Origin of the sequence: Tetzosporium hominis (assembly GCF_002265435.1) — a bacterium.
GTDB classification, from domain to species: domain Bacteria; phylum Bacillota; class Bacilli; order Bacillales_A; family Planococcaceae; genus Chryseomicrobium; species Chryseomicrobium hominis.
The window spans coordinates 1-26,495 of the sequence record NZ_NOKQ01000220.1 but is presented as its reverse complement, the minus strand read 5'-3'; the positions used below and the strand labels follow the sequence as shown (position 1 = coordinate 26,495).

The following is a 26,495-nucleotide window of genomic DNA, read 5'->3' as shown; positions in this document are numbered from 1 at the left end:
GTCACCCGAAAGGGGACCATTTGGACATAGAAATAGCGTTTAATTTATTTATGATTGCATTTTTGATTGCAGCCACCGCCTTTTTTGTAGGGTCGGAGTTCGCCGTAGTAAAAGTTCGATCTTCTCGACTTGATCAATTGATTGCAGAAGGCAACAAAAGTGCAGTTCTTGCTAAAAAAGTAACTTCAGACTTAGATTATTATTTATCTGCCTGTCAATTAGGAATAACAGTTACAGCCTTAGGTCTTGGATTTTTAGGAAAACCGACAGTGGAGCTTTTGTTGTACCCGGTACTTCAAGAATTCGATTTGCCACAATCGTTTATTTCGATCTTCTCGTTTGTGTTGGCCTTCTCCTTAGTCACGTTTTTGCACGTAGTTGTTGGGGAACTTGCGCCAAAGACACTCGCTATCCAGTTTGCCGAGCGCATGACGCTTCTGTTATCTCGTCCACTCTACTGGTTTGGTAAGGTGATGTTCCCTCTCATTTGGTTGTTGAATGGATCCGGTCGTCTTCTTCTCAGCTTGTTCGGTGTGAAGCAAGCGGGTCATGACGTTGCCCACTCAGAAGAAGAGTTAAAGATCCTGATGGCGCAGAGCTTCAAGAGCGGTGAACTCAATCAGACAGAGCTTGCGTTCATGCAGAACATCTTTGCATTTGATGAGCATATCGCCCGTGACTTGATGGTTCCTCGCACGAAAATGGAAACCATCGATATCACGACGACACATCAAGAGATGCTGAACGTGTTTGAAGAACACCAGTTCACTCGGTACGCGATCACAGAAGACTACGATAAAGACAAAATTATCGGATATGTCAATGCGAAAGAGATCTTGCTTGAGATTGCCGCCGGGACGCTTCAAGACTTTGCATCTTATGTGAAGCCGCTTCCGGTTGTATCAGAAAATACACCGCTTGATAAGACGTTCGCTACAATGAAAGCAAACCGTGCACATATGGTACTGGTCGTCGATGAGTATGGCGGCACTGCGGGAATGTTGACACTTGAAGACGTCCTTGAAGAAATCGTCGGAGAAATCCGCGATGAATTTGATGCCGATGAAGTAGATGATATTCAAGAAGTCGGACCTTCTCAGTACGAAGTGGATGGACGTGTTTTACTGCTTGATTTAGAGGAACGCTTCTCACTACATTTCGAGGACTCCGAAGACATCGAGACTTTAGCTGGTTGGATTCAAGCGCGCTCATTAGAAGTAAAGCATGACGATGTGTTTGAAGAAGATGGTTTTGAGCTTCGAGTCATTGAATTCGAACAGAACCACATCGAGCGTGTCTTACTCACATTAAAAGAAAAACCACAGCTTCCTCTTGAAGAAGAAGAATAATGAGAAGTCAGCAAGCCAAACTGGTTTGCTGGCTTTTTGAATAATAGGGTATACTGAACCTACTATCAATCAAAGGATGCGATACCGTATGCCATCACAAGTAAATAAAGTCTCAGCAGATAGCTGCGAAGTGGAATGTACCCATCCGGAAGTCGTGGAACGCGTCACTCCGCTCATCTCACAAGTAGAAGGTGTCGAGACAATTTTCAAAGCCCTATCTGATGCCACTCGTATGAAAATTATCTATGCGCTGACCCAAGAAGATGAACTGTGCGTCTGTGACGTCGCTGCCATCATTGGAATTTCAACAGCCACTGCTTCTCATCATTTACGCCTCTTGCGCACTATGGGAATCGCAAAAAACCGCAAGCAAGGGAAGCTGGTGTATTACTCCGTCAAGGATCACCACATCACGGACCTTGTCAAAATCGCTATTGAACATCATAACGAATGATCCTACCCTTCACCCCTTGCGGATGAAGGGTTTTTCATTCAAACGGTCATTTGAATGACATTGACATAAGTGACGGACGAGCATATACTAAAGACAATCAAACATTCATTTGAACATAAAGGACGTGTACAACATGAAAACCGAACCCCATGTATACCGACTAGAAGGATTGTCATGTACCAACTGCGCTGCTAAATTCGAAAAGAACATTCAACAGATTGAGACGGTAAAAGAGCTCCAACTGAATTTTGGCGCCTCCAAACTGACCGTTACAGGAGACGTCACGATCGAACAGCTAGAACAAGCTGGAGCTTTCGATGGCATCCGAGTCTATGAAGAATCGTACCGACCGAATCATCGAGAAAAACGCTCGTTCTGGGAGTCACGCGAGAACCGCAGCACGGTGGCTTCGTTTGCACTTCTTCTGTTTGCACTCGTTGCAGAGTACGGATTTTCCGCTCCTGAGCCAGTTGTCATTGGCCTGTACCTCGCTGCCATTGTAGTGGGCGGGTGGACACTCTTCAAAGAAGGTTTTGCGAACCTCTTACGCTTTGAGTTTGATATGAAGACGTTGATGACAATTGCGATCATCGGAGCGGCTATCATCGGAGAGTGGCAGGAAGGCGCCGTTGTCGTCTTATTGTTCGCGCTCAGTGAAGCGCTCGAGTCTTATTCGATGGACCGAGCCCGCCACTCCATCCGCAGTCTGATGGACATCGCACCGAATGAAGCCGTCATTCGACGTCATAATGAACTAATCACTTTAGACGTAAACGACATTCAAATTGGGGATGTAATGCTAGTCAAACCCGGCCAAAAGATTGCTATGGACGGAACCGTCTTACTTGGGGAGTCTTCCATTAATGAAGCTGCAATCACAGGTGAATCGATGCCCAAACACAAACAAGTTGGGGATGAAGTCTATGCAGGATCTTTGAACGAAGAAGGCTACTTAGAAGTGACCGTGACAAAACGTGTAGAAGACACGACGATTGCCAAAATCATTCATTTAGTGGAAGAAGCACAGGCTGAAAAGGCACCATCTCAACAGTTCGTCGACCGCTTCGCAGCATATTACACACCTGCCATTTTAGTGATTGCTTTGCTGATTGCTGTCCTTCCGCCTCTCGCCTTCTCAGGAGACTGGTCGGAATGGATCTACCGTGGTCTTGCTGTACTTGTAGTCGGCTGTCCATGTGCTTTAGTCGTCTCGACCCCGGTAGCCATTGTCACGGCTATCGGAAACGCTGCGAAGAATGGCGTGTTAATCAAGGGTGGCGTCTATTTAGAGGAGCTCGGTCGCATTCGAGCCATTGCATTTGATAAGACCGGAACTCTTTCGGAAGGGCGTCCTGTGGTGACCGATGTAGTAGCCTTTCATGACGAGTCACCTTCAGACGCTTTGGCTAAAGCCGCTGCTATCGAGCAATTCTCGCAGCATCCACTCGCTTCTGCTATCTTACGTCAAGCGAAAGAGCAGCATGCACCGACATTAGAAGCCACTGATTTCCGTTCGGTTACCGGAAAAGGTGCTTATGCAAAAGTCGGTGACGAGCGCTACACCATTGGAAGTCCTGCACTATTCTACGACCACCCAGACTGGAACGAAGAACTCGTCACTAAAGTCGAAGCTTTGCAACAGGACGGTAAGACCGTCATGGCTCTTGGAACCGATACATTGATCGTAGCCTTATTTGCCGTAGCGGACCCGATTCGTGAAGCCAGCGTGTCGACGATTGCACGTTTGAAAGAGATCGGCATCTCGAAACTGGTCATGCTCACTGGAGACAACGCGATTACTGCTAATGCTTTGAACCGCAAGCTGGGCCTTGATACAGTCGAAGCGAATTTGTTACCTGAGCATAAACTGGAGAAAATCCGCTCCCTTCAGCAGCAAGTTGGTTCTGTCGCCATGGTTGGAGACGGTGTCAACGATGCCCCTGCTTTAGCTAGCGCTACAGTAGGCATTGCGATGGGAGGCGCGGGAACGGACACGGCTCTCGAAACGGCAGACGTCGCGTTACTTGCTGATGATTTGTCGAAGCTTCCTTATACTATGGAACTGAGCAGCAAAACGCTTCAAATCATCAAACAGAACATCGGATTCGCCTTTGCTATTAAACTCATCGCGTTATTGCTGATTGTTCCCGGTTGGCTGACGCTATGGATGGCCGTGCTAGCTGATGTTGGCTCGACTGTTCTCGTCGTTTTGAACTCGATGCGGTTGTTGCGTGTGAAAGAATAGTAGGATTTTGCTCCCAGGGAACTTTTCATAACCCAAGTTAACTAGAGAAGAGCCAACCCCAGGGGTCGGCTCTTCTTTTAGCTTACCTTCAATTCCATCCGTACGGTCTTCAGTGGGTGCCCGTCAAAATCTTCTTCAAACTCTTCGACGACTCCAAATCCCTTCGCCGCATAGAACGACAACCCAGACCAGTTCTCTTTCTCGACATTGATAAACACGGATTGAATCCCCTGCAACTCTTCGATTCCCCGACGTAACAGTGCAGAACCGATCCCTTTTCCTTGGTATTGGGGATGCAGGTAAATGGCTGCAAGTTCTGCAGACCCATCTTCTTTCAAGTTCGAGTAGTTAGCAAATCCAACAATCCGTCCCTCTGCTTCTGCCACAAGAAATAACGAGTGATCCAGTCGGCGCTTCAACTGCTCCGGATTGTAGGCCATCTTCAAAAAGTTCGCTTGGACGTCTAAGGGAATGATGTCCTCATAGGTACTGTTCCATGAAGTCTTCGCAACTTCTTGGACAGCTCCGATGTCGTCTTCTTTCATGTGCCGGATGTGGATAGTCATGTGCATCTGCCTTCCCGCTTGTGGTAGCTTATAGTTGTTTAATTATACCATTTCTAGAACCCTAGCTAAACTCGAAAATAAACTCTCGAATTCCGACCTTCTCGCTTCATTTCCAAGTGCTTATTTAGTATAATTATAAAGTGAGAATGATTCTCTCAGGGTCATTCGAATGCACCCACTTTTCACGATCTGAATAAAAGGAGGAGAATTGAGAATGGAACACAACAATCAAAATCCAGGACACACAGCAGCTGGGGACGGTCAATGCCCAGTAACAGGTCTTGGTGCAGGTCATAAAGACAGCGCCATCACGACTTCTAAGAAGCCTGGAGGTACAAGCAATAAAGACTGGTGGCCAAATATGCTCAACTTGAACATCTTGCGCCAGCATGATACAAAAGCCAACCCGTTTGGAACAGACTTTGACTATAAAGAAGAGTTTTCAAAGCTTGATTATGATGCTTTGAAAGAAGACCTTCGCAAACTCATGACAGACAGTCAAGACTGGTGGCCAGCAGATTATGGTCATTACGGCGGTCTTTTCATCCGTATGTCATGGCACGCAGCAGGTACATACCGTACCTTCGACGGCCGCGGCGGCGGGAACACTGGAAACCAGCGTTTCGCTCCACTAAACAGCTGGCCGGATAACGTCAACTTAGACAAAGCACGTCGTCTACTTTGGCCGATCAAGCAAAAGTACGGAAACAAGATTTCTTGGGCTGACCTTCTTGTGTTAACAGGAAACGTAGCTCTTGAGTCTATGGGCTTCAAAACATTCGGATTCGCAGCAGGACGCGAAGACGTGTGGCACCCAGAAGAAGACGTCTACTGGGGAAATGAAAAAGAGTGGTTAGCGGACAACCGTTACTCAGGCGACCGTGAACTAGAAAATCCACTTGCTGCAGTTCAAATGGGTCTAATCTATGTGAACCCAGAAGGACCAAACGGCAAGCCAGATCCACTTGCTTCTGCAAAAGATATTCGCGATACATTCGCTCGTATGGGAATGAACGACGAAGAAACTGTTGCACTTATCGCCGGTGGACACACATTCGGTAAAACGCACGGTGCTGGAGATCCCTCACAAGTTGGAGACGATCCAGAAGCTGCAGATATCGAGACTCAAGGCCTTGGTTGGTTGAGCAGCCACAAGTCTGGAAAAGGGCGCGACACGATCTCTTCTGGCCTTGAAGGTGCTTGGACAGCGAACCCAACGCAGTGGGACAACGGTTTTTGGGTACAGTTGTTTGAATACGATTGGGAATTAACGAAGAGCCCAGCTGGTGCGTATCAGTGGATCGCAAAAGATTTGAAAGAAGAAGATATGGCTCCAGACGCTGAAGACGCAAGCATCAAAGTACCAACGATGATGTCTACTGCCGATATGGCGCTTAAGATGGATCCAGATTACGAGAAAATCTCTCGTCGCTTCTATGAAGACCATGCAGCATTCGAAGATGCATTCGCTCGCGCTTGGTTCAAATTGCTTCACCGCGATATGGGTCCAAAAGACCGCTATTGGGGTCCTGAAGTGCCGCAAGAAGAGTTGATCTGGCAAGATCCAATTCCAAAAGTGGACTATACATTATCAAACGATGAAATCGCAGACTTGAAAGAAAAAATCTTGGCTACTGACCTAACTGTGAGCGAGCTTGTCAAAGTGGCATGGGCTTCTGCAAGCACATTCCGTCACACAGACATGCGCGGAGGCGCGAACGGTGCACGTATCCGTTTTGCTCCACAACGCAGCTGGGAAGCTAATGAGCCACAACTTCTTGAAAAAGCTCTAAAAATCTATGAAGAGCTTCAAGCGGGTCTTGAAAAGAAAGTGAGCCTAGCAGACCTTATCGTTCTTGGTGGTACAGCGGCAGTTGAAAAAGCAGCACGTGATGCTGGCTTTAACATCGTCGTGCCATTCTCTCCAGGACGCGGAGATGCTACAGAAGAGCAAACAGATGCAGAAAGCTTTGAAGTACTTGAGCCAATCTCTGATGGTTTCCGTAACTATCAGAAGGCTGAATACGAGACAAGCCCAGAAGAAATGCTTGTCGACAAAGCACACCTACTTGGTCTGACAGCTCCAGAAATGACGGTTCTTCTTGGTGGATTGCGTGCCCTAGGTGCCAACCACGGAGATTCTAAGCACGGTGTATTCGGTGAAGAAACTGGCAAATTGACGAACGATTTCTTCGTGAACTTGTTAGATATGAACATCGAGTGGAAACCAGCTGGATTCAACCAATACGAAGGCCGCGACCGCAAGTCAGGTGAAGTGAAACGCACAGCCACTCGCTTCGACCTAGTATTCGGTTCGAACTCGATCCTACGTGCACTTGCAGAAGTATATGCGCAAGACGACAACAAAGAGAAATTTGTTAACGACTTCGCTAAAGCATGGGTTAAAGTAATGGATGCAGACCGCTTCGATTTGAAAAACTAATGTAAACGAAAAGCACGTGCCTCTCAGTTCGAGAGTGCACGTGCTTTTTAAATTGGAAATTTGAGTGTAACTGTCGTTCCTTTTTGGATCTCACTCGTTATCGAGAACGTCCCTTCCATTTCACGTACCAATTTTTGAGTCACACGTAGCCCTTGCCCCGCAATGGAACTTCCTGACCCGTAAGTCAACTCCATCAGACCCACCAATTGTTCTGGTGCAATCCCAATCCCGTTATCATCCACGTAGACATAGAGCCAGTTTCGTTTAATTAATGCAGATAAAGTCACTTGCCCACCCATAGGCGTGGCATCAAGCGCATTTTTCACCAAATTAATTAAGATCTGCTTCATCGGGAAGTACTGCAGCTCTATAGATTCAGGCACTTCAAAATCCAGTGTTACTCGTACCCCTTTTTGATCGCTATAGAGGCGCAGGCTTTCTGTTACTTCTTGAGCGATTTGAACGAACGAACTTTCATCTGCTGTCAAGAAAGCATCTTGTTCCGTTGTATATTTGCTTAGTGATTTAGTCAATTGTTCGAGCTCTAACTCTATCGCTTCGATTGCAGCCAAATCACTCGAACGGGCTTGCTGCTTCAAATCTCGAAGGTGGAATTCCGCTTGATCAATATGAGTGGTCAGCTGTGTGCCGAGCAACTCGCCCACCTCTGTGATGTAATTCACCTTTTCCGTAGTCAATGCTTCATTTTTAAGTGTTGTGTAATGGCGCATATTCTCTGAAAAGTAGATAAACGTCATACTGGCAATAACATATAGGAAGAGCATACTAAAGAAAACAGGAAACGCAATTTCCTCTAAGTCCGCGAGCTGTCCATTCAGTACAAAGTGAACGGTGATTCCCACTATCGCAAGTCCCCACGCAATCACTCCAAGACCGCTACTTGCCAAAATACGACGCTTGAATGGAAGCTTTAAAAAGCCTCTTCGTATAAATGTAAAGATCAAAATCAAAGCAATTGCTACTGCAACGACAATTAGCGCTCCTTGAAAACCTCCAAGTGAAAAGCGGAACAAGATAATCATTGTAGCTGTGATACCACCACTCAGCATTCCCCCGTACACAATGGAAATCGAGAGCGCCACCCATCGTAAATCCCACAGAAAACCTTCTCCTGAAACCATAGGAAACAGCATACACAAAATAGCAGCTAGCCCCAGCAACAGTCCGAGAAACACACGGGCTCCAATAGAATTATAATTCGATATAATAAATTGGAAGAAATAGAGAGGGGTCAAAATCAACAGAAAGTTTAATAGTAAATCAGCAACCAGAAAATCCATATGCCCTCCTATGCTTTCAAGATCAGGAGAGTCTGGTCATCTTCTACAGGAAGTGGCTCGAGTGCATTGATTCGGTCAAACAGTGTTTGAGCGAGCTCAGCAGCTGGTAGGGACTTGTCCACTTGTTCAAGAGCTTGACGCAGGATTTCTCCATCATCTGTTTTATTTTTTTTGCGTTCTGTCAATCCATCGGTGAAGAGGACAAGAATGTCTCCCTCTTCTAATTGTATGTGCTGTTCTGCAAAACTCGCTTGCTCGATAATACCCAGAATAGGACCTGTCGGCATCAGCTCTTTGAACTTACCTGTCAAACGATTGTATAAAATACCTGGTTCATGTCCTGCAGATGAATAGCAAAGGGTTCGTGTTTGCTGGTTGTACCGCCCGTTAAACATCGTAATAAAGCGACTCGACTCCATATACGTATAAGAAAATGTATTGATTTGACCCAACACGGCTGCCGGGGACTCACGTAGTTCCATTGCAAATTGCATCATTGTCATTTGGATGGCCGCCGGAAGCCCTTTACCGGAGACGTCTGCAACACTGAAAATGAGTTCACCTTCGTGTGGAATAACGGTGTAGAAGTCTCCGTTCAGCTCTTTGTATGCCTGACTGACGACTCCCATATCGAGCGGCAAGTTCGTACGCTCCATTGCATCAAAAAGATCTTGTTGAACTTTCGCAGCCAGTCCAATCTCTACTTGGACCGCTTGGTGCACCTGCTCCAGCTCTTTCAGTTTCAGAGGCTCTGTGATGTCTTTGAACGTCACCAAGACCCCTTGAATCTTCCCTTGCTCAAGAACCGGCTGAACAAAATACTCGATAGGAAAAGCAGTGCCATCTTTACGCCAAAACTGATCTTCAGCGATGAATGAGAACTCTGCCGTTTCAAGTGATAAATAAATGGGACTGTCTTCTATATAATGGGGTTTGCCGTTTCGTTTCGTGTGATGAATGATTGGATGAAGAAGACGCCCTACTAACTCATCTCTGCGGAATCCAAGCATCTTTGAAGCGGCGTCATTGATGAATGTCAATCTCCCTTGTAGATCTACTCCGAAAATCCCTTCGCCCACGGTATTTAAGAAGCGTTCATATGTAGCAGAAAGTCTTTCAATTTCTCGGTACGGTTTCTCCCCAAACTGGATATAGAGTAAGACGAACAAATAACCAAGCGCTCCAAACTTGATGAGATGGGCGGTGATATAAGTGATATGACCCGGCTCCCCTGCTAGAAGAATCAAGTAAAAGAACATGTAGTAAAGAGCGATTGGTAAGATGAACGAATTCTCAAAGTTGGAAAGACGTAGCCCCTTCTTGCCAAACTTTAACCAAGCAACTAATCCAATATGACATAGAGCCAAAACTACCACTCCAGACCTGATAATCGCTTGAATATTTAAGCCTTCGGGACGAACTTCATTTAGAACGATGGTTAGCATCACTATAGAAATGATATAAAAAATAGATAGGGTAATACTGGCCCCTTTAAAGTGACTGAGTTGAATAGTTTGTCGTTTTTGCAAGATCAAGACCACTAACATGAGTAGTTCTGTTAAACGCGCAATGAACCAGTATTCTCGTGACATGTCGAGAGATGTAAAGGCAGAGGCAGGCATTCCCGGCATCGTCATCAAATGAAGGACATCAAACACACCGATAGCCAGGAAGATTCCAGCCAAAATCAAATTGTTGTAGGCGTCTCCAATCCTTGTATATAACCAGGCCTGTACGGCAATCATCAATGCCAGGAACGAACTAAGTATCGTCATCAGCATATAAATAAGCATATAGGCCGGGCTATCGGTTTCTTCATAGCCTAGCAAACTCTTTCCAATTACTATTAGTATAAATAAAACTCCAAAAAGGAAGGCCCCTCTTATATGTCGAATCGTAGATCGAATAGGTCATCCCTCCAAAATCCAAGAATTGTCTAATTCTATTATCACAGATTTGACAAAGATTGTACAACTACAATCTAAACTTCCTTTTATCAGATAATTTTGATACACTAAATATCATACTTTTTTGGAGATTCCTAATGAAAAAATCGATAAAATATGTCGTATTGTTCGTATTAATGATTGCATTTTCGTATTATTCAGATCCACTCAAAGAAAATTTTTGGCTCTACTTTTTCGTCGGAGTTCCGATTGTCTTGGTTATTGCGATGCTGTCATTCAACTTCTTAGAAAAACGAGGGTATTAAAAAAGGGAGGCTCCAGTGAGCTTCCCTTTTTACATTTAGTTGATTAGATTGAAGAGCATTGCTGCTACTAGAAAAAGAACTCCTGCAAGCAGGAAGTACCCAATCACCTTGTTTGGCAGCGGAAGCTTTCCGCCACGGCTTACTGGGTATCCTTCCATTTTATTTAAATGTTCCATTGCATCGTTGAACGGCTTCTCTTGTTTATCCTTCATTCAAAATCCCTCACTCACTGAAAATAAGCACCAATCTTATCAATCATCGTTTGGGCATCCATCGATAGATCATGGAACAACACATGCCCGTCTGGACGAAGGATCAATGTACTTCCCTTTTCCATTCCGATACCAATATCTAAGTGACGATGCACGTCATAGATGATCGGCAACGCCTCTTCTTCTAAATCAAGTGTTCCGCCACGTGCCACGACAAATACTTTCATCATACCTGGGTAGACATCTTCTACTAACTTATTAAAAGTATGCGCATAGTCGATAAGTTCTCGTTCGTAACAATCAATATAGATCAAGCAGACAAATTCGTGCTTCTGGACGAATGGATAGAGACGTGCCGTCGACTTTCCTTCAAAGAACAGCTTCTGATCCGGCACACGTTGACCAGACTGAATGGCCTTCCGATACAGACGTTTATCTTTAAACGCTTTGTTGCGTTTTACTTTATGGTATTCATGGTGGATATGCGAATAGTAGTTCGCCACAAATGGTTGGACCCAACCTTGACTGAGCACTGCTTTCCCTGACCAGTTTCGTAACTTCCCGACAAATCCGGTCTGTTCAATCCCTTTCAGCTCTAAAGTGGTATCTCGGATGACCTCTTGTGCGATCGGATACCGTTCTTCATGATAACTTGCGAGGAAAGAATCTTTTGCATAGCCTTTTAATACCAAATCTATTTTCCAACAAAGGTTCGATGCATCTTCCAGACCCAAGTTCATCCCTTGCCCGCCGAGTGGATTGTTGACATGGGCTGCATCCCCTAAGAAGAACACATTTCCTACTCGGTAATCTGGCACTTGGCGATGTTCGGTCTGGAATGTCTTGATCCATTTCGGCAACTCGACGCGGTACGGTACTTCTAAAATGCGGTCGAGGCTCTCTTGAAGCGCTTCTAGCGGCATTTCTTTCGGCGCGTCTTTTCCTTGCCGTGCTCGGTCCATGCCGACCACTCGATATGTTCCGTCTTTATATGGAAACAGTGCGACAGCTCCGCGGTCGTTCAAATGCATGTTGATGAAGATTTCATTAAGTCCCGGAATCTTCACATCAGCCGTGAAAAACGTGTAGCCCTCATCTTCTCCGACGAACGGAACATCTAAAAATTGCCGGACGCGACTCTTTGCTCCGTCACAAGCAAGTGCATACTTAGCTGAGTAATGCTTCTCGACTCCGTGATGCAATGCCGTCACGAGTACACCGTTGTCTGTCTGTTTGACGTCGACCACTTCATGCTCCATATACACTTCCGCATCTTGAGCCGCCAAGTTTGCGATGAACAGTTCTTCGATCTCGTTTTGAGGCAAGATAAACAAGTATGGATACCTACTTTTAATATGGTGCAACTCAACATAGGAAGGCTCTCTTCCTGCCAGGTGCATCTTCATTCCTGGCCCTGGATAGCCTCGCTTTAAAAACAATTCATGGATCCCTAGAAACTCCAATAGCTCGACAGATCGTGCTTGAATACCGAGCGCTTTGGCAAGTGGAGTAGGACCCGGACGTTTCTCTAAGCAGATATAATTGACGCCTCTCTTTTGGAACTCGTTCGCTGCCATTAGTCCAGCCGGCCCCGCTCCAATGATGAGCACGTCTGTTTTTATCACTTCCGTCATGTGCGCCGCTCCTCTCTCACAATCACTTTCATTACCTTTATTGTACCCGAAAGTTGCAGGGTTAACTCAGGTAGTGCTTTGAGTAGAGAGAAATTGCTTGCGGTCTTTTTTACCGAGCATTGTATAAGGAATGGTGTCTACAAAATGAATCTCCTTTGGCATTTGAAAGCGAGCTGCGCGAGCGGCTAACCAGTCGGACAAATCTTGCGGTCGAATTTCTGTATTTCCTGTTTCCACATACACGTTGAGCCGTTTGCCAAATTCAGAATCATCTACAGGAACAACAAGGACATCTTCTACTTCAGAATGGTCCATCAACAAGCGCTCCAAATCATTGGGATACACGTTTTCCCCACCAGAAACGATACGGTCATCGACGCGACCCGTTAAGTAGAACAGGCCTTTGTCATCTTGATAACCGACATCTCCCGTTGGAATGAGCCCTGCTTCATTCTGTTGCATCGACCATTGCGCACTTATATGAAACTCTCCTAGCTCCCCGCTCTTCACTTCTTTACCAGAATCATCGAGTACCTTTAACACCATGCCGTCGAGTGGAGTTCCAATGGTTGCAGGATGACACGCGAGTTGTTCGGGCGTGGCAATAGCATTCAGACCAGTTTCCGTCGTACCGTATAAGTTGTATAACAGTAAACCAAGCTTTTTCTGTACCTGTCGAATGAGAGGGGCAGGCAGCTCGGCACCACCGCATGCGATGCATTTCAATGATTTCAATTTCTCAGGATGGTTCTTCACTAAACGGTCGACCATAAGAGGTACTGCATTCATAAAATCGACTTGATGCTCTTCGATAAGTTTCGCAGCTTTTTTCACTTCGAACTTTTTCGTAAAGATCATTGGTGTCCCTATAGCTAGAAAGGCAAATAACAAGGACAATCCGTATCCATGATAGAGAGGTGTAGCGATAAATGCCACTCGTTTATCAAGCAACTGAAAAGAAGTAATGACTGTCTGTAAAGGCTTTAAATAGGGGCCAACAGCTGGTTGATGAGGAGCAAGTTTTGAAGGTCCTGTTGTCCCTCCTGTAGCAAGAACAAACGGCCCGGAACTCATCCGGCGAAGCGACATATCTGGTAACTGCTCGGTTTCTTGAATCAGTTCATAGATATCGTCTAGTTCTAAACACGCGACACCTTGAGGCAGATCATGCTCCCGTCCCCAAATCACCAGATCAAATGAACCGTTTTGAAGCGCCTCTTCTAATTGTGAGATACTAAGTTCCGGATTGATCAAATGAACCGTGGCTCCGAGTCGTGATAGAGCAAACAAAGACTGAATTCCTCGGATATCTGTCGCACTAACAAGTGCAACGCGTGACTGATTTGAGATTTGATAGTGTTCCGATAGCTGTTTGGCCAAGGTCATTACTTCTCTCGACATCTGCTGATACGTGCGCACTTCTCCGTCCACTTCTAGCATCTTCGATTCCGGGTTTCTAGACGCCGTAAAAGACAGCAACATCATCAAATTTGAGCCGTGTTGAACCCAAGAACAAAACAAATGGAACAGATGTACAGGACTAAACAACTTTAAAGACTTCAATACGCGGAGTAATGTCCAACCTGTCATCGAATTCCTCCTTTCCAAAACAACCACCACGGAGTGACCAGTCGTTTACGTGTATACATCAACCGTAAAATTTCTCGTGCTGCTTGCTCAGTGGACATAGCAGGCATCTTCGCATACGCCTTTGTCGGCTTGATCATAGGTGTCCGGACCAGCGATAAGTAAATGGTTGAAACGCTAACTCCTTGCTCTTTCAATTCTGGAGTCGCAGAACGCAGCCATGTGTCAAATGCGGCTTTTGAGGCTTGGTACGCTGCCCAGTGTTTCATAGGTGACAATAAGACATTGATTGTCGACACATTGATGATATGCCCCTGCCGTTTGATGAGTAGCGGTATGATTCGCAATAAAATCTTAACTGGAGCAAAGTAATTGATAGCCATAGTCCGTTCAAAGTCGTGGGCCCGGTCTAATGAGCTTAAGACAGGACGATGTATCGAAAGACCGGCATTGTTTATGAAATAATCGATGCCGTCTGTGAACTCAGAGAGAAATCTTATAAATCCTTCGAGCTGCTCCGGATCACGTAGATCGGCAACATGTATATGTATCCTTGTATCTTCGCACTCATTTTTCGCTTTAAACGAAAGAAGTTCCTCTGCATTGCGCCCTGTCAGAATCAAGGTCACAGGATAGTCAGAGAGTTCAAAGGCAAGTTGATTTCCAATACCAGAAGTTGCCCCGGTAATGACGATGACACGTTCCCGTGTAGCTTTTAAGACTTTATTGCTGTCACTCATACGGTTAGGATAGAGCAGACGCTCTAAAAGATGTAAACCATTCATAGCATCGCCCTTTTCTGGTTATTATTCCCATGATACGCTATTTTGTCGCTCTCGACCAGTCTTTGTTGCGAATTCACTAAATAGACAGACAATAATCCAACTGTTTTACACGGATTAAGCCGTAGTCTATAATTAGGGGCGTTGTGTACACTTGAACTACGGATGAATAGGAGCTAGTGAGATGATTGATGTTCACCACTTACATAAGCGCTACGGTGCCTTTATAGCAATAGATGACGTATCCCTATCCATTCCTTCTGGTGCTATCTACGGTATCATCGGAGCAAGCGGTGCTGGAAAATCAACTCTGCTTCGTATGATGAACCTGCTTGAGCGACCAGATAGCGGTACTGTCCTTATTGCCGATAGAGACCTGACTAAGTTATCTGGTCGCGACTTGAGAAAAGCGCGTAAATCCATAGGGATGATCTTTCAGCATTTTCATCTCGTTGCGAATAAGACGGTACGGGACAATGTGCGAGTGGCACTTGAACTTGCAAGCTATCCAAAAGCACAGCAATTTGAACGTGTCGAAGAATGCTTACGATTTGTTGGCCTCGAAGACATGGCTCTCAAGTACCCGGCCGAACTCAGTGGCGGTCAGAAGCAACGCGTAGCGATTGCTCGTGCTTTAGCGACAAATCCAAGTGTCTTGCTATGCGACGAACCAACCTCTTCTCTAGATCCGCAGACGACGTCTGAAGTACTTCACGTCTTACAAGATATCAACGAGCGGTTCGGCATCACGATTGTCATTGTGAGTCACGAGATGGCGGTCATCAAAAGTATCTGTACGCACGTCACCGTTCTTGAACAAGGTCGTGTCTATGATACCCTTACGCATACACCGCAAGGCATCCAGTCACCTGGTACCTCTTCTGCTTATTTCGTTGAACAGTTGAAGGAGGGAACTGCCGATGCCTAATGTTCTCGTTCAGTATCAAGGAGAAATCATTCAGTCGATCGGTGAGACCTTTTATATGGTTGGCGTCTCCATCCTGTTTGCTGTATTGATCGGCTTACCCGTGGGCACTTTCCTGTTCTTGTGCCGGAAAGGACAACTCCTGGAAAACCAGCTCGTCTTCTCGACTTTGAACCTCTTAGTGAATGTGACGCGTTCGTTCCCGTTTTTGTTACTAGTTGTTTTTTTAATTCCGTTCACACGACTGATTATTGGTACGGCGATCGGGACAACAGCCGCCACAGTGCCGCTTGCTATCATCGCTATCGCTCACTACTCGCGTCTTGTGGAGCAGTCTTTACTTGATGTCCCACGCGGCGTTTTGGAAGCTGCTGTTTCTATGGGAGCATCCGTCCGTGAAATCATCACAAAGTTTTTATATGTCGAAGCGCGCTCGAGCCTCATCATGGGTTTGACGACTTCAATCATCAGCTTCATCTCGTATTCTACGATTATGGGAGTCGTCGGAGGCGGCGGTATCGGTGACTTTGCGATTCGCTACGGCTACCAACAGTTCAAGACCGACCTCATGACTTACATGATCATTATCATGGTCATCTTGGTGCAGAGCATCCAGTTCTTTGGAATGTCACTCGCCAGATGGCTCGACAAACGCTAATTATTAGGAGGAACCACTATGAAGAAACTACTTGCTATTCTCGTTGCTCTTGTCCTGATGCTTGCTGCTTGCGGCAACTCAGAAGACGCAGCTACAACTGAAGAAACGCCAGAAGCGAACGAAACGACGACACTAAAAGTCGCTTCTTTAATCCCACCAATGACGGAAATCTTAGAACTTGTGAAACCAACACTTGCGGAAGAAGGAATCGAACTGGAAGTCGTGGTCCTTGGCGACAACGTTCAACCGAATGCTGCTCTTGCTGCTGAAGAAGTGGACGCCAACTTCTTCCAACACGTGCCGTACATGGAAGAGTTTAACCGCTCTAATGATGCGAACTTGGTTCCTATCACACCAATCTATTTCGCAAACTACGGTGTCTATTCAAAAGAGTTCGGTTCAATCGATGAACTTCCGGACGGCGCTACAGCCACCATCGCAAACGACATCTCGAACATCGACCGTTCATTGTCTCTACTGGCACAACACGGTGTGATCACACTTGGCGAAAAGCAAGACAACTACTACACACAAGCTGACATCACAGAAAACCCGAAAAACTTGGTGTTCGAAGAAGTCGACCTATTGATGCTAGCTCGTACGTATGACGATGCAGATGCAGTAGTGATGACTCCTGCTTACGCAGCTCCACTAGGATTGACTCCAAAATCAGATGCCCTTCTTACAGAAGGTACAGAAAACGACTTTGCTATCACTCTTGTAGCTCGCGAAGACAACAAAGACGACGCAGCGATCCAGAAGCTTGCGGAAGTCATGACAAGCGATGCGGTTCGTGAGTTCTTAGAAGAGAACTACGACGAGACGGCTATCCCTGCATTTTAATAGAATGACGAAGCACCCAGATCCAGTTAAATGGATTGGGTGCTTTTAATTTGTATGTTGTTCTAGTGTTTGAACGATTTGTTGAAATTCATATTTGTGTAATACGACATCGACCACAAAATCTTCCTCAAATTGGGGGTCAGGAAATCGAAGTTGATACCCATTTAATCGATAAAATACAGCTGTCGCTAAAATAGCCGTTCTTTTATTTGCGTTATGAAAGCAGTGATTTTGAGCGAGTGATTCCAAAAGTGCAGCTGCTTTTTCATGTATAGATGGGTATGCATCTTCTCCAAATGCACTTTGATAAGGTCTATTCAAAGCAGAGTCAAGTAATTGATGCTCTTTAATACCAATCAATTCGCCAGGTGAATGTTCGTCAATTAACCTTTTATTTAATAAAATAGCCATTTGAATAGTCAATTTTGTTGTCATCGATTCACTAAACCTTTTAAAGCTTTTTCATGAGCAGTCATTTCCTCATCTAAAAATTGGAAGAAATCTTCTGTAATACCTTCAGGCAAATCTACTCGCTTAGGAGCTTTTTTAACAATCAATTGATTTCCTTCTTTGACAATCTGTACATCATCACCCTTTGATACTCCAAGATCTTCTAGCATTTTGTAGGGAAGTGTAACTCCCAAGGAATTACCAAACTGCGTAATACGCCTTTCAATTGAAGTCATTTACAACTCCTCCTTTCGTTATAACTGTATATACATTATATCGTTTTTTATAGTTTATGTCTTTTTTCAAAGATGTTTCAGATGTACTCAAAATTTTTTAAAGCTACTTTGTAATAGAGTTCCCAGGAAAGATTTCATAAAAAAAGGTAACTTATTTATAATATAACCCCAGGGATTGTTCCATTATCAAAGCACACTCTTTATCGAAATCTTCCTTAGGAGCATTTCTACAACTAGACGGTCATCCCTGCATTTGAATAGAATGACAAAGCACCCAGATCCGGTTTTGGATTGGGTGCTTTTTTTTTAGTTTTAAGTTAAAAATAATAGATTTCATTAGGGCAATCTTCTAATTTGAGGACCTTTGATACGCTCCATTCTTTTAGTAACACCATCAGTACCTCATTCGCAAATGGATTGGTAATAAACAATCGCTGGTTTGATACATCAATGGCTATTCGAGGTTCATTATCCGCATCATGAGAAGAAGAATCCCATAACTGTTGCGAACGCCCAACTTGTTGAGTCTCTAAATCCACTTCGTATAAATACCCGTCTTTGCCAATTAGGTACCCTTTGGATTGGTGGACAAGGTATGAGAAATAATAGTCGGATGGCACTTCAACGAAATAAACAGTATGATTTTCAATGTTGTATAGAATTAAACCAATATTGCTCATCGGATCAGCTATGGTCGAATAATTAGCCATTACCCATGGATTTCCATTTTCACTAACTAGCATGCCAGAGCGAGTAGTGTCATCTGGTAATGCACAAACCTTCACTGTATCCGTAGCTTCTTCATACACATTTAAAGCGGCTTCTGCTCCCATGACTGCAAATAGATTGCCATTGTATTCTACAACTGTCTCACCATGGATAGCCGGTGCTGCTTCATACTTCTTCACCACTTGGCCCACTTCATCTAGACGAACGAATCGATCCCCAAGGGCAGCTTCTGAGCCCGCTTCTTTTGTTGATACGAGAATAGTTCCATCTTGTAGAGGAATCGCTACTCCATGATGCGCCGGAACTTGAACTTGAAAAAGTAACTTTGTCGGTTGATTGGCTTTAGGAGAAGTAAAAACGGTGATTCGTCCGTCACCATCGTTAAAAACGGCAAGCCGTCCAGCGTTTGCTATCACATGAGACGGAAGATGACTTCCTTCACTATGCGTCTCGATCTCCAGAGATTCTCTATTTAGCATTAATTGATGAATAATACCTTGGTCTCGTTCATTAAAAAGAAGACCCTCTTTTGGCAGTTTCGTTACATAGCTAAAAGGCATTGAGAACTCATTCACTACGTCAAACTCCGTGGAATCTAAAATCATTACATTTTCCGGAAAATTTATTAGTAATTTAGACATGAACTATCTCCTCATTTATTGTTTAATACAAACAATTATTTATGTATATTTCAGTTTCACTATACTCGTCCCTATCTGTTTGCGCTAGTGATTTAAAGAAGGCGACCAATAGGAAGACTTGAATCATTTAATCTTGAAGAAGGTACAGTGACGTTAGTAAATTCGTTTATATAAAAACCTTACTTTCCAACCAACACAAAAGTATCCAATGAATCTGTGCCTGACCGCTTCATTGTATCGATCAGCGAAGTTGCCAATATCTGAAATTGTGTTGAAGATTCTAAAAATGCGTCTTGCAAGCTTTTCGCATAGCCAATCTCCCACTGGCCGTCTTGGAGGTATCTAGAATGTACGGTCTCTTCTCTCACAATGGAGAATCCGGCATCTTCCAGCATCTGGTGAATCGTGTCTCGACTAAACAAGTGCTGGATGTTGCCATCGTTCTCAGTAATTGTTGAATGTAGCGCGAGCAGCGTAGCCGCACAGAAATGCCCTCGTTGGGAAACCTCGGTGAAAGCCAGATCCCACTCGGCAAAGAACAACATAGACGTTTTTGTTCGAATCTTTTTTAGATACTCGGCTAACCTTTCGGGTGAATGAAAATACCAGCTAGAATGTGCGAAGACGATACAATCGTAGTGCGGCTGGTCCTCAAAAGCTCAGAAAGTCTGTGTCCAAATGAAACGAGATCCGCTCTCCAAGTACTGTCTGCTTGATCTTCTGATGAGACTGACCAAGCGTCAGCGGTGCTCCGTAATCCTCACTAGCAATATCAATTGCCGTGACGTGTCCAGAAGCTCCTACTTTATCCGCTAAAACAACCGTCATATCTCCCTGCCCGCAGCCAATCTCGAGTACAGTCATGCCTTCTTCAATACCAAAAGACTGCGCCAACTGAAAGCGATGCCTTAATTGTACTTTTTGAATCTCATCCTCGTTAAATAACCGATACTTCTCACAAAATGCTTCTACTTTTGCCTGCATGTGTTTACCCCATCCCCTTGTCCCCTAAATCACTTAGTCCCTAAAGTTTACTATGCCCCCATACCCACAGCCAGTTAATTTTACAAGTCTATCCATAGTCGGTAGATTCTTTTAAACTTAGAGAGGTCGAATGCTGCCACCTAGCATTGTTAGAACGAAAATAAAAATTTCAAAAGCACCTGTTTACCTAAACATGTCTCAATCGTTATATAGCTAGGAGGCGCCACATGAACTCACAATGTACAGACCAACTAGCAGCGGAACTCTTAATCGGCACGTGTTTTTTCTCATATCGCCATTACTTTATGGATTGAAAGTCAAAAATGCAGGAATCCGTTATCGGATCCCTGCATTTTAGTTATCTTCGATTTCAAACACTAAAGGTTCTCCCTCATCCCCTACTTCCATCTCTACCGTCCACTGATTGGTCGTTTCGCTGTAAACCGTTGAAATCAGAAGTGGATTCATCTGTTTCTGCTCTTCCGTCAATTGCTCGATAGCTTTTGCATTCACTTCGAACTCTGACAATGTCGCGCCTTCAGGCTTGTAGTTTGGATATACGTTTACAAACGCTGCTTCACCCTGAGCTGGGAAGGATTCGAGAACTGGACCGTTGACTTCGATATGAACACGCATCCCTGCTTTCAGTTTCGATGCTTCTGTAAAGTAATAATGCGTGTTTTGAGTATGGATCTGCTCGTCACCCACAAACATCAATATTTCACCTTCCGTCCGTGGTTCAGTAGTAAACTCTTCATCAGGTAAGATGACAACAGGTTCACCAGGACCCGGAACTAGAGGTCCCGTCAATATGAATTCTATTGGCCATTTTTGATAAAGCTCTTTGATTTTTTCCTGGTCTTCTTCAGTGAACATATTGTGGTCAATATGAACAGTTGAAGTAATCGGGTTAATACTTAAACTAAAAGTACCTCTTTGTCGTCCAATGCCCGACTGCTCCAATTCGGTATAGATCTTTTCTTGAAATGCATTCAATTCTGATTGCGAATAAGTGATGGGATAGAAATGAATATACTTCGCTAAAATCTCTCCGTCATCTACCTTTTTCTGAAGAGTCGCAAATAGCTCCTCGAATTTTTCATTCTGTTCTTTCAGACCAATGTAAAATCCGAGCGGCTTTTCTTCTTCTGGATTGCTTTGGAAATAGACGATGGAATCTTTCTCTATCTCTTCATAGCTTCCCCACACTTCAACCATCGTTTCCTGCACAATCATAATTTCGTGAGCTTGGATTTCTTGGATCTCTAATGAGGCATCTGGCATTTCCTCTATGAGATTCACGCGCTCATTGCGCAAATCTTCACTTACGGTCTGTTCTAGTTGTGGAAACTCCACTTCCGTCACCTGCACTTTTGGTGGATTTTGAGATGCGGTTTGATCTCCCGTGCCACAACCTACTAAAAGTAAGAGGCTTACCAGTGCTACAACTATCTTTTTCATTCGGACACCCCCGTCTACTCTAGTAGTCGACTTTTCATGTAAAAAAGTTACAAGTGTTTCAGGAGGATTGGTTTTACGTTTAGGTGTTTACATCCTCTGAGACTCCGCTATGTTTTTCAACTCGTTAGCGCGATTCACAATAAAATTCCACATGTAGCTTTCTAAAAACAGTTTGTCCGCCACTACTCCGAGAATACCCAAAGGAGATTTGTAAGAAAAGGTGTCTTTCATCAACGTGCCCGTGCCACTTGTACGAAATTCGTGTGTATGTGTAAATGAGTGAAACGCGCCTTTTACCATTTTATCTGTGAAGGAGTAAGGTCTCTCCATCTCGGTTATTTTTGCGGTCAATCTCTGCTTTACTCCAAGATGCACAGCTTCCCAGGTCACAAACTCCCCTTTTTCTATAAGCCCTGTAGTTCTTCCCGCAATAGCTCGCTCCTTTGTCTTACTAGTAGTTTTCATATGAACGCCAATATCTCTTGCAAGATCAAAACAGACTTCGATGGGTGATTCGATATAAATTTCGTATACGATGATTGGCATTTTAGTCTCCTATCCGTTCGTCTTCGCCTTACATCCCACCAGATGATCATCCACCATCCCAATCGCCTGCATATAGGTGTACAGAATGACCGGTCCCACGAATGTGAAGCCCCGTTTCTTCAAGTCTTTGCTCATCTGACGAGATAAGTCGTTTTCAGTCGGGATGTCCGAGTTCTGCTCCGGCATATGAACGATAGGTGTGTCGTCCACATACGACCAGATGAAAGCCGAGAACGAGCCAAACTCCTCTTGGATCTTCTCAACCGCTTGCGCATTGGTGCGCACGGATTTGATTTTCGCCTTGTTGCGTACGATAGCATAGTCGGTGCGAATCGCTTCTAGCTCCTCATCTGTTAGGCGAGCACACGTCGAAATATCAAAGTCTCGAAAAGCTTCTTTGTATGCGGCTCTTTTAGATAATATAGTGTGCCAAGAAAGCCCCGCTTGTGCTCCCTCTAGCGACAACATCTCAAACAGATAGCGGTCGTCTCCTTTTGAGACCTTGCCCCATTCTTCGTCGTGATAGACCTGCATCATTTCGCTTGTTCCTGGCCATGTGCATTGTGGCATGAGTTGTCCTCCAGTCGATTTTATGTACAGTATTTGGTAAAATGAAAGAAAATGGGAGGTGCTACTGTGTCACACTCACCAATTCGTAAAGAGGATAAGAAATCTCTTTGGGTAAACCTTGTAGATATTGTACTTGCCCTACCTCGTGCCATCGCTCAACTCATCCGTATCATTTTTGATTGATCCATGCAACCTCCTTCAATTCTTGGGCGTTATGTCTAGAGAAGGAGTGAATGATTATGGGATTTTGGTACTTTCTAGGCCTCTTTATCGGAATCGGCCTTTTACTTTACGGCATCATGCAATCCTCTTATAAAACACCATTTCGGAAGCTGTCGGTTCTGATGATCGGTACCATTCTAATTGGGTTTTCTTTATATATGTTCTTACCTGGAAGCGACGATACAATGGCACAAATCTTTAAATTATAAAAAGTGACCATGGGGCCATCCCATGGTCATTGTTTTATGCAGCCACTCTTTTTTTCAAAATCCGCTCCGTCACAAACCCCGCTGCAATCCCAATCAAGAGCGGAATCATCGAGCCGCCTGTCTCTAGTTCAAATCCATTTCCAGTCGAAACCTCTTGTTCATAATAGAAACGCATCCACGAGATTTCATAAGCATTCCCTATATTGTATAGAGCGATCGATACGCCGATCGCCACGATTCCAGGTAGCAGAATCTGTAGTAGTTTTTTGTTCATTACGCGTCACTCCCTTGTAGTAAGTTCTACGGTGGTGGGAGGAAAAGGTTTCACTGAGGAAACCATTCGCTCCTATTTCTTCATGACACCAATCACTTTCCCATTAATGCGCACATCCTCGCTTCGCATCATGATTGGTTCGTAGTCGTTGTTCTCAGGCATCAGCAAGACATTGTTGCCCATTGGCACATATTTCTTCATCGTCGCCTCGTCATCAATCACAGCAATCACGATGTCATTGGCTTGCGCGCTGTTCTGTTGGTGGACGATGACCACGTCTCCCTTATCGATACCAGCGTTGATCATACTGTCCCCTGTTACTGTTAAAGCGAATGTATCTTTCACTGAATAGACCCAGTCTTTCGGGAGCACGAGCTTCGCCTCATATTCTTCTGTCGCTAGTGTTGGAAGACCTGCTGCCACGTTCCCGATGAGAGGGACGGCGTGCTTCTCATGGATCTGCACATAGACATCCATCTCCTCGTCACGTACTTCAATCTCTTCTTCATCATCTAAAGAAGTCGCATAACTATACGTCTTGCCACTCTTCAGGTTCATATAACGTTTTGAGTTCTTTGTCTCAGGTAAGAACTGCGGACGGCACTTCGGCAGGTCCTGCACTTCCTCACCATTCCGGTCGATAATCTTTACTTCTAAACCATCCGTCACAATCCCGTAATGAACTCGTGGGTCCGCCTCTAAATAACTCTTCAACTGCTTCAAACCTTCTTCAATCCCGCTTCCAAACTGCTTCACTTCCGCAAAGATCATTGGACGTGCCTCTCCTTGCGAATAGACCATCACTGCGATATCACAGTAGCCCTTCTGTGAAAACTTCTGCACCGGGAACTCGAGCTCCATCAGGTCATAGGGATACTGGTATGTGTCATGCAATTCTCGCAGCAACCACTGACGAACCACTTCTTCACGCGAATGGAGATCACTCAGTTGATCTGTAAACTGGTACTCTGTCATGCTCATCGACTCAAACGGATGCAAAGAACAGTCTTTTTTCATGCGAAGATGGGTGCGCTGGATCTCCTTGATGAACTTGGACGGTTTCTTTACAGAAGACATGTAGAGCAGTTCATTCGCTCGCGTCATACCGACATACAGCAGTTTTCGTTCGTCAGAGTCCAGTGCTTTCTGATCTTCTAAATCTGTGTACCGGTCATTCGGGATGACGCCTTGATTCAAATCCACGAGGAAGATTACTTTGAACTCTAAGCCTTTGATCGAATGCATCGTCACTAGTTTCACACGGTCCGATTCAAAGTTTGGTTCTTGCCCCTGTAATACCTCTGTTGGAATACCAGCTTGTTCAAGCGCTACTGATAGTCCCTGAAGTATCTGATTGTTACGTGCCACGAGGCAGATTTCGCGTAGATCATAGTCGTTCTGCAATTCACTGATTTCATTCACCAAGAACTCGAGCTGCTTCACTGGATTCGTGAAGAACCGGTAGATCGGTGGATGCCCGTGCCGGTCAATCAGTGCCGGCTTCACAAAATCCACATTCGAGCGAATCGTCTCGTCTGCTTCAATCAAGTCGAAGGCTGCCGTCGAAATCTCGGTTGTTGTACGGTAGTTCTTACTCAGTGCGCGTGCCTTCCCGCTCATGTCATAACCAATAGTCGTATAAGGACGCCCTTTCCCGAGCCACGAGTGCGTATAGATACTCTGCGTGTTATCTGCTACAAACAGAAGCGAAGAATGCGGCTTCTCTTTATAGAGCGCTTTTAAAAACTCCAACTGCACTCGAGTCAGGTCCTGGCTTTCATCGATGATGACATGCGTGAACTTATGCGAGTTCACTTCATGCACTTGACGGAGCGCCAGCACATTCATCTGCTTGAACGTAACAAAACCCTTCTCTGCCATCTTTCGCCCGAACACGAGAGACACTTCATAGATAGCTTCCCGCAACTCTGAGTTTTTCAACAGTTTTTGAGGCGTGCCACTGTCCCCAGAAGCTCGTCCGATCCGGTCTAGTTGCTGGTAAGCTTCTACATCTTCTACTAGACATGACGCCATCCACTCGACTTCATCAAGCAGAAAGCTACTATTCTTTGGCGACAACAGCTTTACGTTCGGATACGATTTTGCCACTTCATGAATCGCTTCTAGAATCGTTTGGTGCTCTAGTGGCTTAGTAGCGAGCTCGAGATTCAAACGTTTTCGTTTCGTATAATCACGGAAAGCCTTGTACATCAGACCGTCGATTGTTGAAATAACCACATTGGCATTGTTCGCGAAAAACTCTTGGAAGTCTTCATCTAGCGAATCCGCCAGTCGTTCATATTGAAACTTGATATAGTTTAAGAGCGTTTTGTTGTAAGTGACGAGCAGAATCTGATCATCTGCTTCATGACAGTAATGCGTCTTCAGAAAATTGATACGGCGAATCGCAACCGTCGTCTTTCCTGATCCCGCCACACCCTTCACGAGCATTTGCCCGGACGGCTCCAGTTCCACGATTCTCCTTTGTTCTACATTTAACTTCATTCCTTCATCCCCGATCGTTCCTGCATTTTCCTTAATTTTATGAATATTTGACAGGATTAGCAAGGGAATGTAGGAAATACATGGTTCATCACCATAACTCGTGGTTGCTATTTTGAGCTTCCTAGTTCAAGTTTTAACCTCGTGAAGAAGTTATTCAGATTACGATACCCGAAAGCTCTTCGTTTGATCAGTTTGATCTTATTGTTTGTACCTTCTATTTTCCCGTTAGAGAGAGGCGAGAGTATTGTGTTTTCCATCTCACGTTGACGCACTATCACAGCTTTTGCAATCTTGGCCAGCGGCCCACAGGGATGAAACATGAAACGGTCGATCCACTCTTTCAGACGACGAGAGGCTTGTCCAGATGTAGTCGACTTCAGTACAAATCGCATATGTTGTAATCCGTAATAGATGTCCTTTATGAACTCGTCTTCACGGAGGCATGCCCGTGCGACCT

At 44.8% G+C, this 26,495-nt stretch carries 27 protein-coding genes; 9 read left to right on the top strand and 18 right to left on the bottom strand.

Translation table 11 applies throughout. The annotated features are described in order from the left end of the window. The first annotated feature begins 20 nt into the window (after window positions 1-20). From CF394_RS09750 to CF394_RS09740, 3 genes are all read left to right on the top strand, one after another. Complete coding sequence (locus tag CF394_RS09750) at window positions 21-1,349, top strand: hemolysin family protein (protein WP_243370781.1); 1,329 nt, start codon at window positions 21-23, stop codon at window positions 1,347-1,349. Between the two features lie 88 nt (window positions 1,350-1,437). Then, window positions 1,438-1,803: an ArsR/SmtB family transcription factor gene (locus CF394_RS09745; protein WP_094943313.1), complete on the top strand. Its 366-nt coding sequence runs from the start codon at window positions 1,438-1,440 to the stop codon at window positions 1,801-1,803. A gap of 133 nt (window positions 1,804-1,936) precedes the next feature. Continuing rightward, entirely contained in the window at window positions 1,937-4,048 is a 2,112-nt protein-coding gene (locus CF394_RS09740) for a heavy metal translocating P-type ATPase (protein WP_094943311.1), read from the top strand. Window positions 4,049-4,125: 77 nt separating this feature from the next. On the opposite strand, the gene CF394_RS09735 is transcribed toward CF394_RS09740, so the two are convergent. Continuing rightward, a complete protein-coding gene (locus CF394_RS09735; RefSeq protein ID WP_094943310.1) occupies window positions 4,126-4,614 on the bottom strand; it encodes a GNAT family N-acetyltransferase in 489 nt (162 codons plus the stop codon). A gap of 214 nt (window positions 4,615-4,828) precedes the next feature. On the opposite strand from CF394_RS09735, the gene katG reads away from it, so the two are divergent. After that, window positions 4,829-7,057 (top strand): catalase/peroxidase HPI, encoded by a 2,229-nt coding sequence (gene katG, locus CF394_RS09730; RefSeq protein WP_094943309.1) that lies wholly within the window; start codon window positions 4,829-4,831, stop codon window positions 7,055-7,057. Window positions 7,058-7,104: 47 nt separating this feature from the next. Here katG and CF394_RS09725 read toward each other — a convergent pair whose 3' ends face one another. Further along, a complete protein-coding gene (locus tag CF394_RS09725) occupies window positions 7,105-8,358 on the bottom strand; it encodes an ATP-binding protein (RefSeq protein ID WP_094943307.1) in 1,254 nt (417 codons plus the stop codon). Window positions 8,359-8,366: 8 nt separating this feature from the next. Further along, window positions 8,367-10,187, bottom strand: a complete 1,821-nt coding sequence (locus CF394_RS09720; RefSeq protein WP_094943306.1) for a SpoIIE family protein phosphatase — start codon at window positions 10,185-10,187, stop codon at window positions 8,367-8,369. Window positions 10,188-10,402: 215 nt separating this feature from the next. Between CF394_RS09720 and CF394_RS15800 the strand changes: the two genes are divergently transcribed. After that, on the top strand, window positions 10,403-10,570 hold the full coding sequence (locus tag CF394_RS15800) for a hypothetical protein (protein WP_165767528.1): 168 nt from the start codon (window positions 10,403-10,405) through the stop codon (window positions 10,568-10,570). A gap of 35 nt (window positions 10,571-10,605) precedes the next feature. On the opposite strand, the gene CF394_RS15795 is transcribed toward CF394_RS15800, so the two are convergent. The 4 genes from CF394_RS15795 to CF394_RS09705 form a co-directional block, all read right to left on the bottom strand. After that, complete coding sequence (locus tag CF394_RS15795; protein WP_165767527.1) at window positions 10,606-10,782, bottom strand: hypothetical protein; 177 nt, start codon at window positions 10,780-10,782, stop codon at window positions 10,606-10,608. A 14-nt stretch (window positions 10,783-10,796) separates the two neighbouring features. After that, complete coding sequence (locus tag CF394_RS09715) at window positions 10,797-12,416, bottom strand: FAD-dependent monooxygenase (protein ID WP_094943304.1); 1,620 nt, start codon at window positions 12,414-12,416, stop codon at window positions 10,797-10,799. A 66-nt stretch (window positions 12,417-12,482) separates the two neighbouring features. Beyond that, on the bottom strand, window positions 12,483-14,006 hold the full coding sequence (locus CF394_RS09710; protein WP_094943303.1) for a class I adenylate-forming enzyme family protein: 1,524 nt from the start codon (window positions 14,004-14,006) through the stop codon (window positions 12,483-12,485). Further along, complete coding sequence (locus tag CF394_RS09705) at window positions 14,003-14,788, bottom strand: SDR family NAD(P)-dependent oxidoreductase (RefSeq protein WP_094943301.1); 786 nt, start codon at window positions 14,786-14,788, stop codon at window positions 14,003-14,005. Before CF394_RS09705 ends, CF394_RS09710 begins: the two co-directional genes overlap by 4 nt. 181 nt (window positions 14,789-14,969) lie before the next feature. Between CF394_RS09705 and CF394_RS09700 the strand changes: the two genes are divergently transcribed. The 3 genes from CF394_RS09700 to CF394_RS09690 are packed head-to-tail and all read left to right on the top strand — an operon-like array spanning window position 14,970 to window position 17,211. Then, on the top strand, window positions 14,970-15,713 hold the full coding sequence (locus CF394_RS09700; protein ID WP_094943300.1) for a methionine ABC transporter ATP-binding protein: 744 nt from the start codon (window positions 14,970-14,972) through the stop codon (window positions 15,711-15,713). After that, window positions 15,706-16,368, top strand: coding sequence for a methionine ABC transporter permease (locus CF394_RS09695; protein WP_094943298.1), 663 nt, complete (start codon window positions 15,706-15,708; stop codon window positions 16,366-16,368). Before CF394_RS09700 ends, CF394_RS09695 begins: the two co-directional genes overlap by 8 nt. Before the next feature lie 18 nt (window positions 16,369-16,386). Further along, window positions 16,387-17,211, top strand: a complete 825-nt coding sequence (locus CF394_RS09690) for a MetQ/NlpA family ABC transporter substrate-binding protein (RefSeq protein WP_094943297.1) — start codon at window positions 16,387-16,389, stop codon at window positions 17,209-17,211. Between the two features lie 45 nt (window positions 17,212-17,256). Here CF394_RS09690 and CF394_RS09685 read toward each other — a convergent pair whose 3' ends face one another. The 8 genes from CF394_RS09685 to CF394_RS09650 form a co-directional block, all read right to left on the bottom strand. After that, entirely contained in the window at window positions 17,257-17,646 is a 390-nt protein-coding gene (locus CF394_RS09685) for a type II toxin-antitoxin system death-on-curing family toxin (RefSeq protein ID WP_094943295.1), read from the bottom strand. Next, window positions 17,643-17,897, bottom strand: coding sequence for an AbrB/MazE/SpoVT family DNA-binding domain-containing protein (locus CF394_RS09680; protein WP_094943294.1), 255 nt, complete (start codon window positions 17,895-17,897; stop codon window positions 17,643-17,645). The genes CF394_RS09685 and CF394_RS09680 overlap by 4 nt, the downstream gene beginning before the upstream one ends. 317 nt (window positions 17,898-18,214) lie before the next feature. Then, window positions 18,215-19,267: an NHL repeat-containing protein gene (locus tag CF394_RS09675; RefSeq protein ID WP_094943292.1), complete on the bottom strand. Its 1,053-nt coding sequence runs from the start codon at window positions 19,265-19,267 to the stop codon at window positions 18,215-18,217. A gap of 179 nt (window positions 19,268-19,446) precedes the next feature. Next, the gene (locus tag CF394_RS09670; protein ID WP_094943291.1) at window positions 19,447-19,812 is read right to left on the bottom strand and encodes a hypothetical protein; all 366 of its coding nucleotides are present in this window, start codon (window positions 19,810-19,812) and stop codon (window positions 19,447-19,449) included. Between the two features lie 106 nt (window positions 19,813-19,918). Next, window positions 19,919-20,251: an SAM-dependent methyltransferase gene (locus tag CF394_RS09665; protein ID WP_094943289.1), complete on the bottom strand. Its 333-nt coding sequence runs from the start codon at window positions 20,249-20,251 to the stop codon at window positions 19,919-19,921. Window positions 20,252-20,605: 354 nt separating this feature from the next. Next, the gene (locus CF394_RS09660; RefSeq protein WP_094943288.1) at window positions 20,606-21,712 is read right to left on the bottom strand and encodes a DUF3221 domain-containing protein; all 1,107 of its coding nucleotides are present in this window, start codon (window positions 21,710-21,712) and stop codon (window positions 20,606-20,608) included. An 87-nt stretch (window positions 21,713-21,799) separates the two neighbouring features. Next, the gene (locus tag CF394_RS09655; RefSeq protein WP_094943286.1) at window positions 21,800-22,258 is read right to left on the bottom strand and encodes an SRPBCC family protein; all 459 of its coding nucleotides are present in this window, start codon (window positions 22,256-22,258) and stop codon (window positions 21,800-21,802) included. A gap of 9 nt (window positions 22,259-22,267) precedes the next feature. Beyond that, a complete protein-coding gene (locus CF394_RS09650) occupies window positions 22,268-22,828 on the bottom strand; it encodes a DNA-3-methyladenine glycosylase I (RefSeq protein ID WP_094943284.1) in 561 nt (186 codons plus the stop codon). A gap of 239 nt (window positions 22,829-23,067) precedes the next feature. Here CF394_RS09650 and CF394_RS09645 point away from each other — a divergent pair, with 239 nt between their 5' ends. Further along, complete coding sequence (locus CF394_RS09645; RefSeq protein ID WP_094943283.1) at window positions 23,068-23,259, top strand: hypothetical protein; 192 nt, start codon at window positions 23,068-23,070, stop codon at window positions 23,257-23,259. Between the two features lie 34 nt (window positions 23,260-23,293). On the opposite strand, the gene CF394_RS09640 is transcribed toward CF394_RS09645, so the two are convergent. The 3 genes from CF394_RS09640 to CF394_RS09630 form a co-directional block, all read right to left on the bottom strand. Beyond that, a complete protein-coding gene (locus CF394_RS09640) occupies window positions 23,294-23,533 on the bottom strand; it encodes a hypothetical protein (protein ID WP_094943281.1) in 240 nt (79 codons plus the stop codon). Window positions 23,534-23,605: 72 nt separating this feature from the next. Continuing rightward, complete coding sequence (gene lexA / locus CF394_RS09635) at window positions 23,606-26,038, bottom strand: transcriptional repressor LexA (RefSeq protein WP_094943280.1); 2,433 nt, start codon at window positions 26,036-26,038, stop codon at window positions 23,606-23,608. A gap of 107 nt (window positions 26,039-26,145) precedes the next feature. Further along, window positions 26,146-26,495 (bottom strand): transposase (locus CF394_RS09630; protein ID WP_165767526.1); only part of this gene is annotated, 350 nt, incomplete at its 5' end.

Excerpts from the sequence above, each read along its gene's own strand:
- CF394_RS09745 (WP_094943313.1), top strand. The coding sequence starts at position 1,438 with ATGCCATCACAAGTAAATAAAGTCTCAGCAGATAGCTGCGAAGTGGAA.
- CF394_RS09740 (WP_094943311.1), top strand. The coding sequence starts at position 1,937 with ATGAAAACCGAACCCCATGTATACCGACTAGAAGGATTGTCATGTACC.
- CF394_RS09735 (WP_094943310.1), bottom strand. The coding sequence starts at position 4,614 with ATGACTATCCACATCCGGCACATGAAAGAAGACGACATCGGAGCTGTC.
- katG (WP_094943309.1), top strand. The coding sequence starts at position 4,829 with ATGGAACACAACAATCAAAATCCAGGACACACAGCAGCTGGGGACGGT.
- CF394_RS09725 (WP_094943307.1), bottom strand. The coding sequence starts at position 8,358 with ATGGATTTTCTGGTTGCTGATTTACTATTAAACTTTCTGTTGATTTTG.
- CF394_RS15800 (WP_165767528.1), top strand. The coding sequence starts at position 10,403 with ATGAAAAAATCGATAAAATATGTCGTATTGTTCGTATTAATGATTGCA.
- CF394_RS15795 (WP_165767527.1), bottom strand. The coding sequence starts at position 10,782 with ATGAAGGATAAACAAGAGAAGCCGTTCAACGATGCAATGGAACATTTA.
- CF394_RS09715 (WP_094943304.1), bottom strand. The coding sequence starts at position 12,416 with ATGACGGAAGTGATAAAAACAGACGTGCTCATCATTGGAGCGGGGCCG.
- CF394_RS09710 (WP_094943303.1), bottom strand. The coding sequence starts at position 14,006 with ATGACAGGTTGGACATTACTCCGCGTATTGAAGTCTTTAAAGTTGTTT.
- CF394_RS09705 (WP_094943301.1), bottom strand. The coding sequence starts at position 14,788 with ATGAATGGTTTACATCTTTTAGAGCGTCTGCTCTATCCTAACCGTATG.
- CF394_RS09700 (WP_094943300.1), top strand. The coding sequence starts at position 14,970 with ATGATTGATGTTCACCACTTACATAAGCGCTACGGTGCCTTTATAGCA.
- CF394_RS09695 (WP_094943298.1), top strand. The coding sequence starts at position 15,706 with ATGCCTAATGTTCTCGTTCAGTATCAAGGAGAAATCATTCAGTCGATC.
- CF394_RS09690 (WP_094943297.1), top strand. The coding sequence starts at position 16,387 with ATGAAGAAACTACTTGCTATTCTCGTTGCTCTTGTCCTGATGCTTGCT.
- CF394_RS09685 (WP_094943295.1), bottom strand. The coding sequence starts at position 17,646 with ATGACAACAAAATTGACTATTCAAATGGCTATTTTATTAAATAAAAGG.
- CF394_RS09680 (WP_094943294.1), bottom strand. The coding sequence starts at position 17,897 with ATGACTTCAATTGAAAGGCGTATTACGCAGTTTGGTAATTCCTTGGGA.
- CF394_RS09675 (WP_094943292.1), bottom strand. The coding sequence starts at position 19,267 with ATGTCTAAATTACTAATAAATTTTCCGGAAAATGTAATGATTTTAGAT.
- CF394_RS09670 (WP_094943291.1), bottom strand. The coding sequence starts at position 19,812 with ATGTTGTTCTTTGCCGAGTGGGATCTGGCTTTCACCGAGGTTTCCCAA.
- CF394_RS09665 (WP_094943289.1), bottom strand. The coding sequence starts at position 20,251 with ATGCAGGCAAAAGTAGAAGCATTTTGTGAGAAGTATCGGTTATTTAAC.
- CF394_RS09660 (WP_094943288.1), bottom strand. The coding sequence starts at position 21,712 with ATGAAAAAGATAGTTGTAGCACTGGTAAGCCTCTTACTTTTAGTAGGT.
- CF394_RS09655 (WP_094943286.1), bottom strand. The coding sequence starts at position 22,258 with ATGCCAATCATCGTATACGAAATTTATATCGAATCACCCATCGAAGTC.
- CF394_RS09650 (WP_094943284.1), bottom strand. The coding sequence starts at position 22,828 with ATGCCACAATGCACATGGCCAGGAACAAGCGAAATGATGCAGGTCTAT.
- CF394_RS09645 (WP_094943283.1), top strand. The coding sequence starts at position 23,068 with ATGGGATTTTGGTACTTTCTAGGCCTCTTTATCGGAATCGGCCTTTTA.
- CF394_RS09640 (WP_094943281.1), bottom strand. The coding sequence starts at position 23,533 with ATGAACAAAAAACTACTACAGATTCTGCTACCTGGAATCGTGGCGATC.
- lexA (WP_094943280.1), bottom strand. The coding sequence starts at position 26,038 with ATGAAGTTAAATGTAGAACAAAGGAGAATCGTGGAACTGGAGCCGTCC.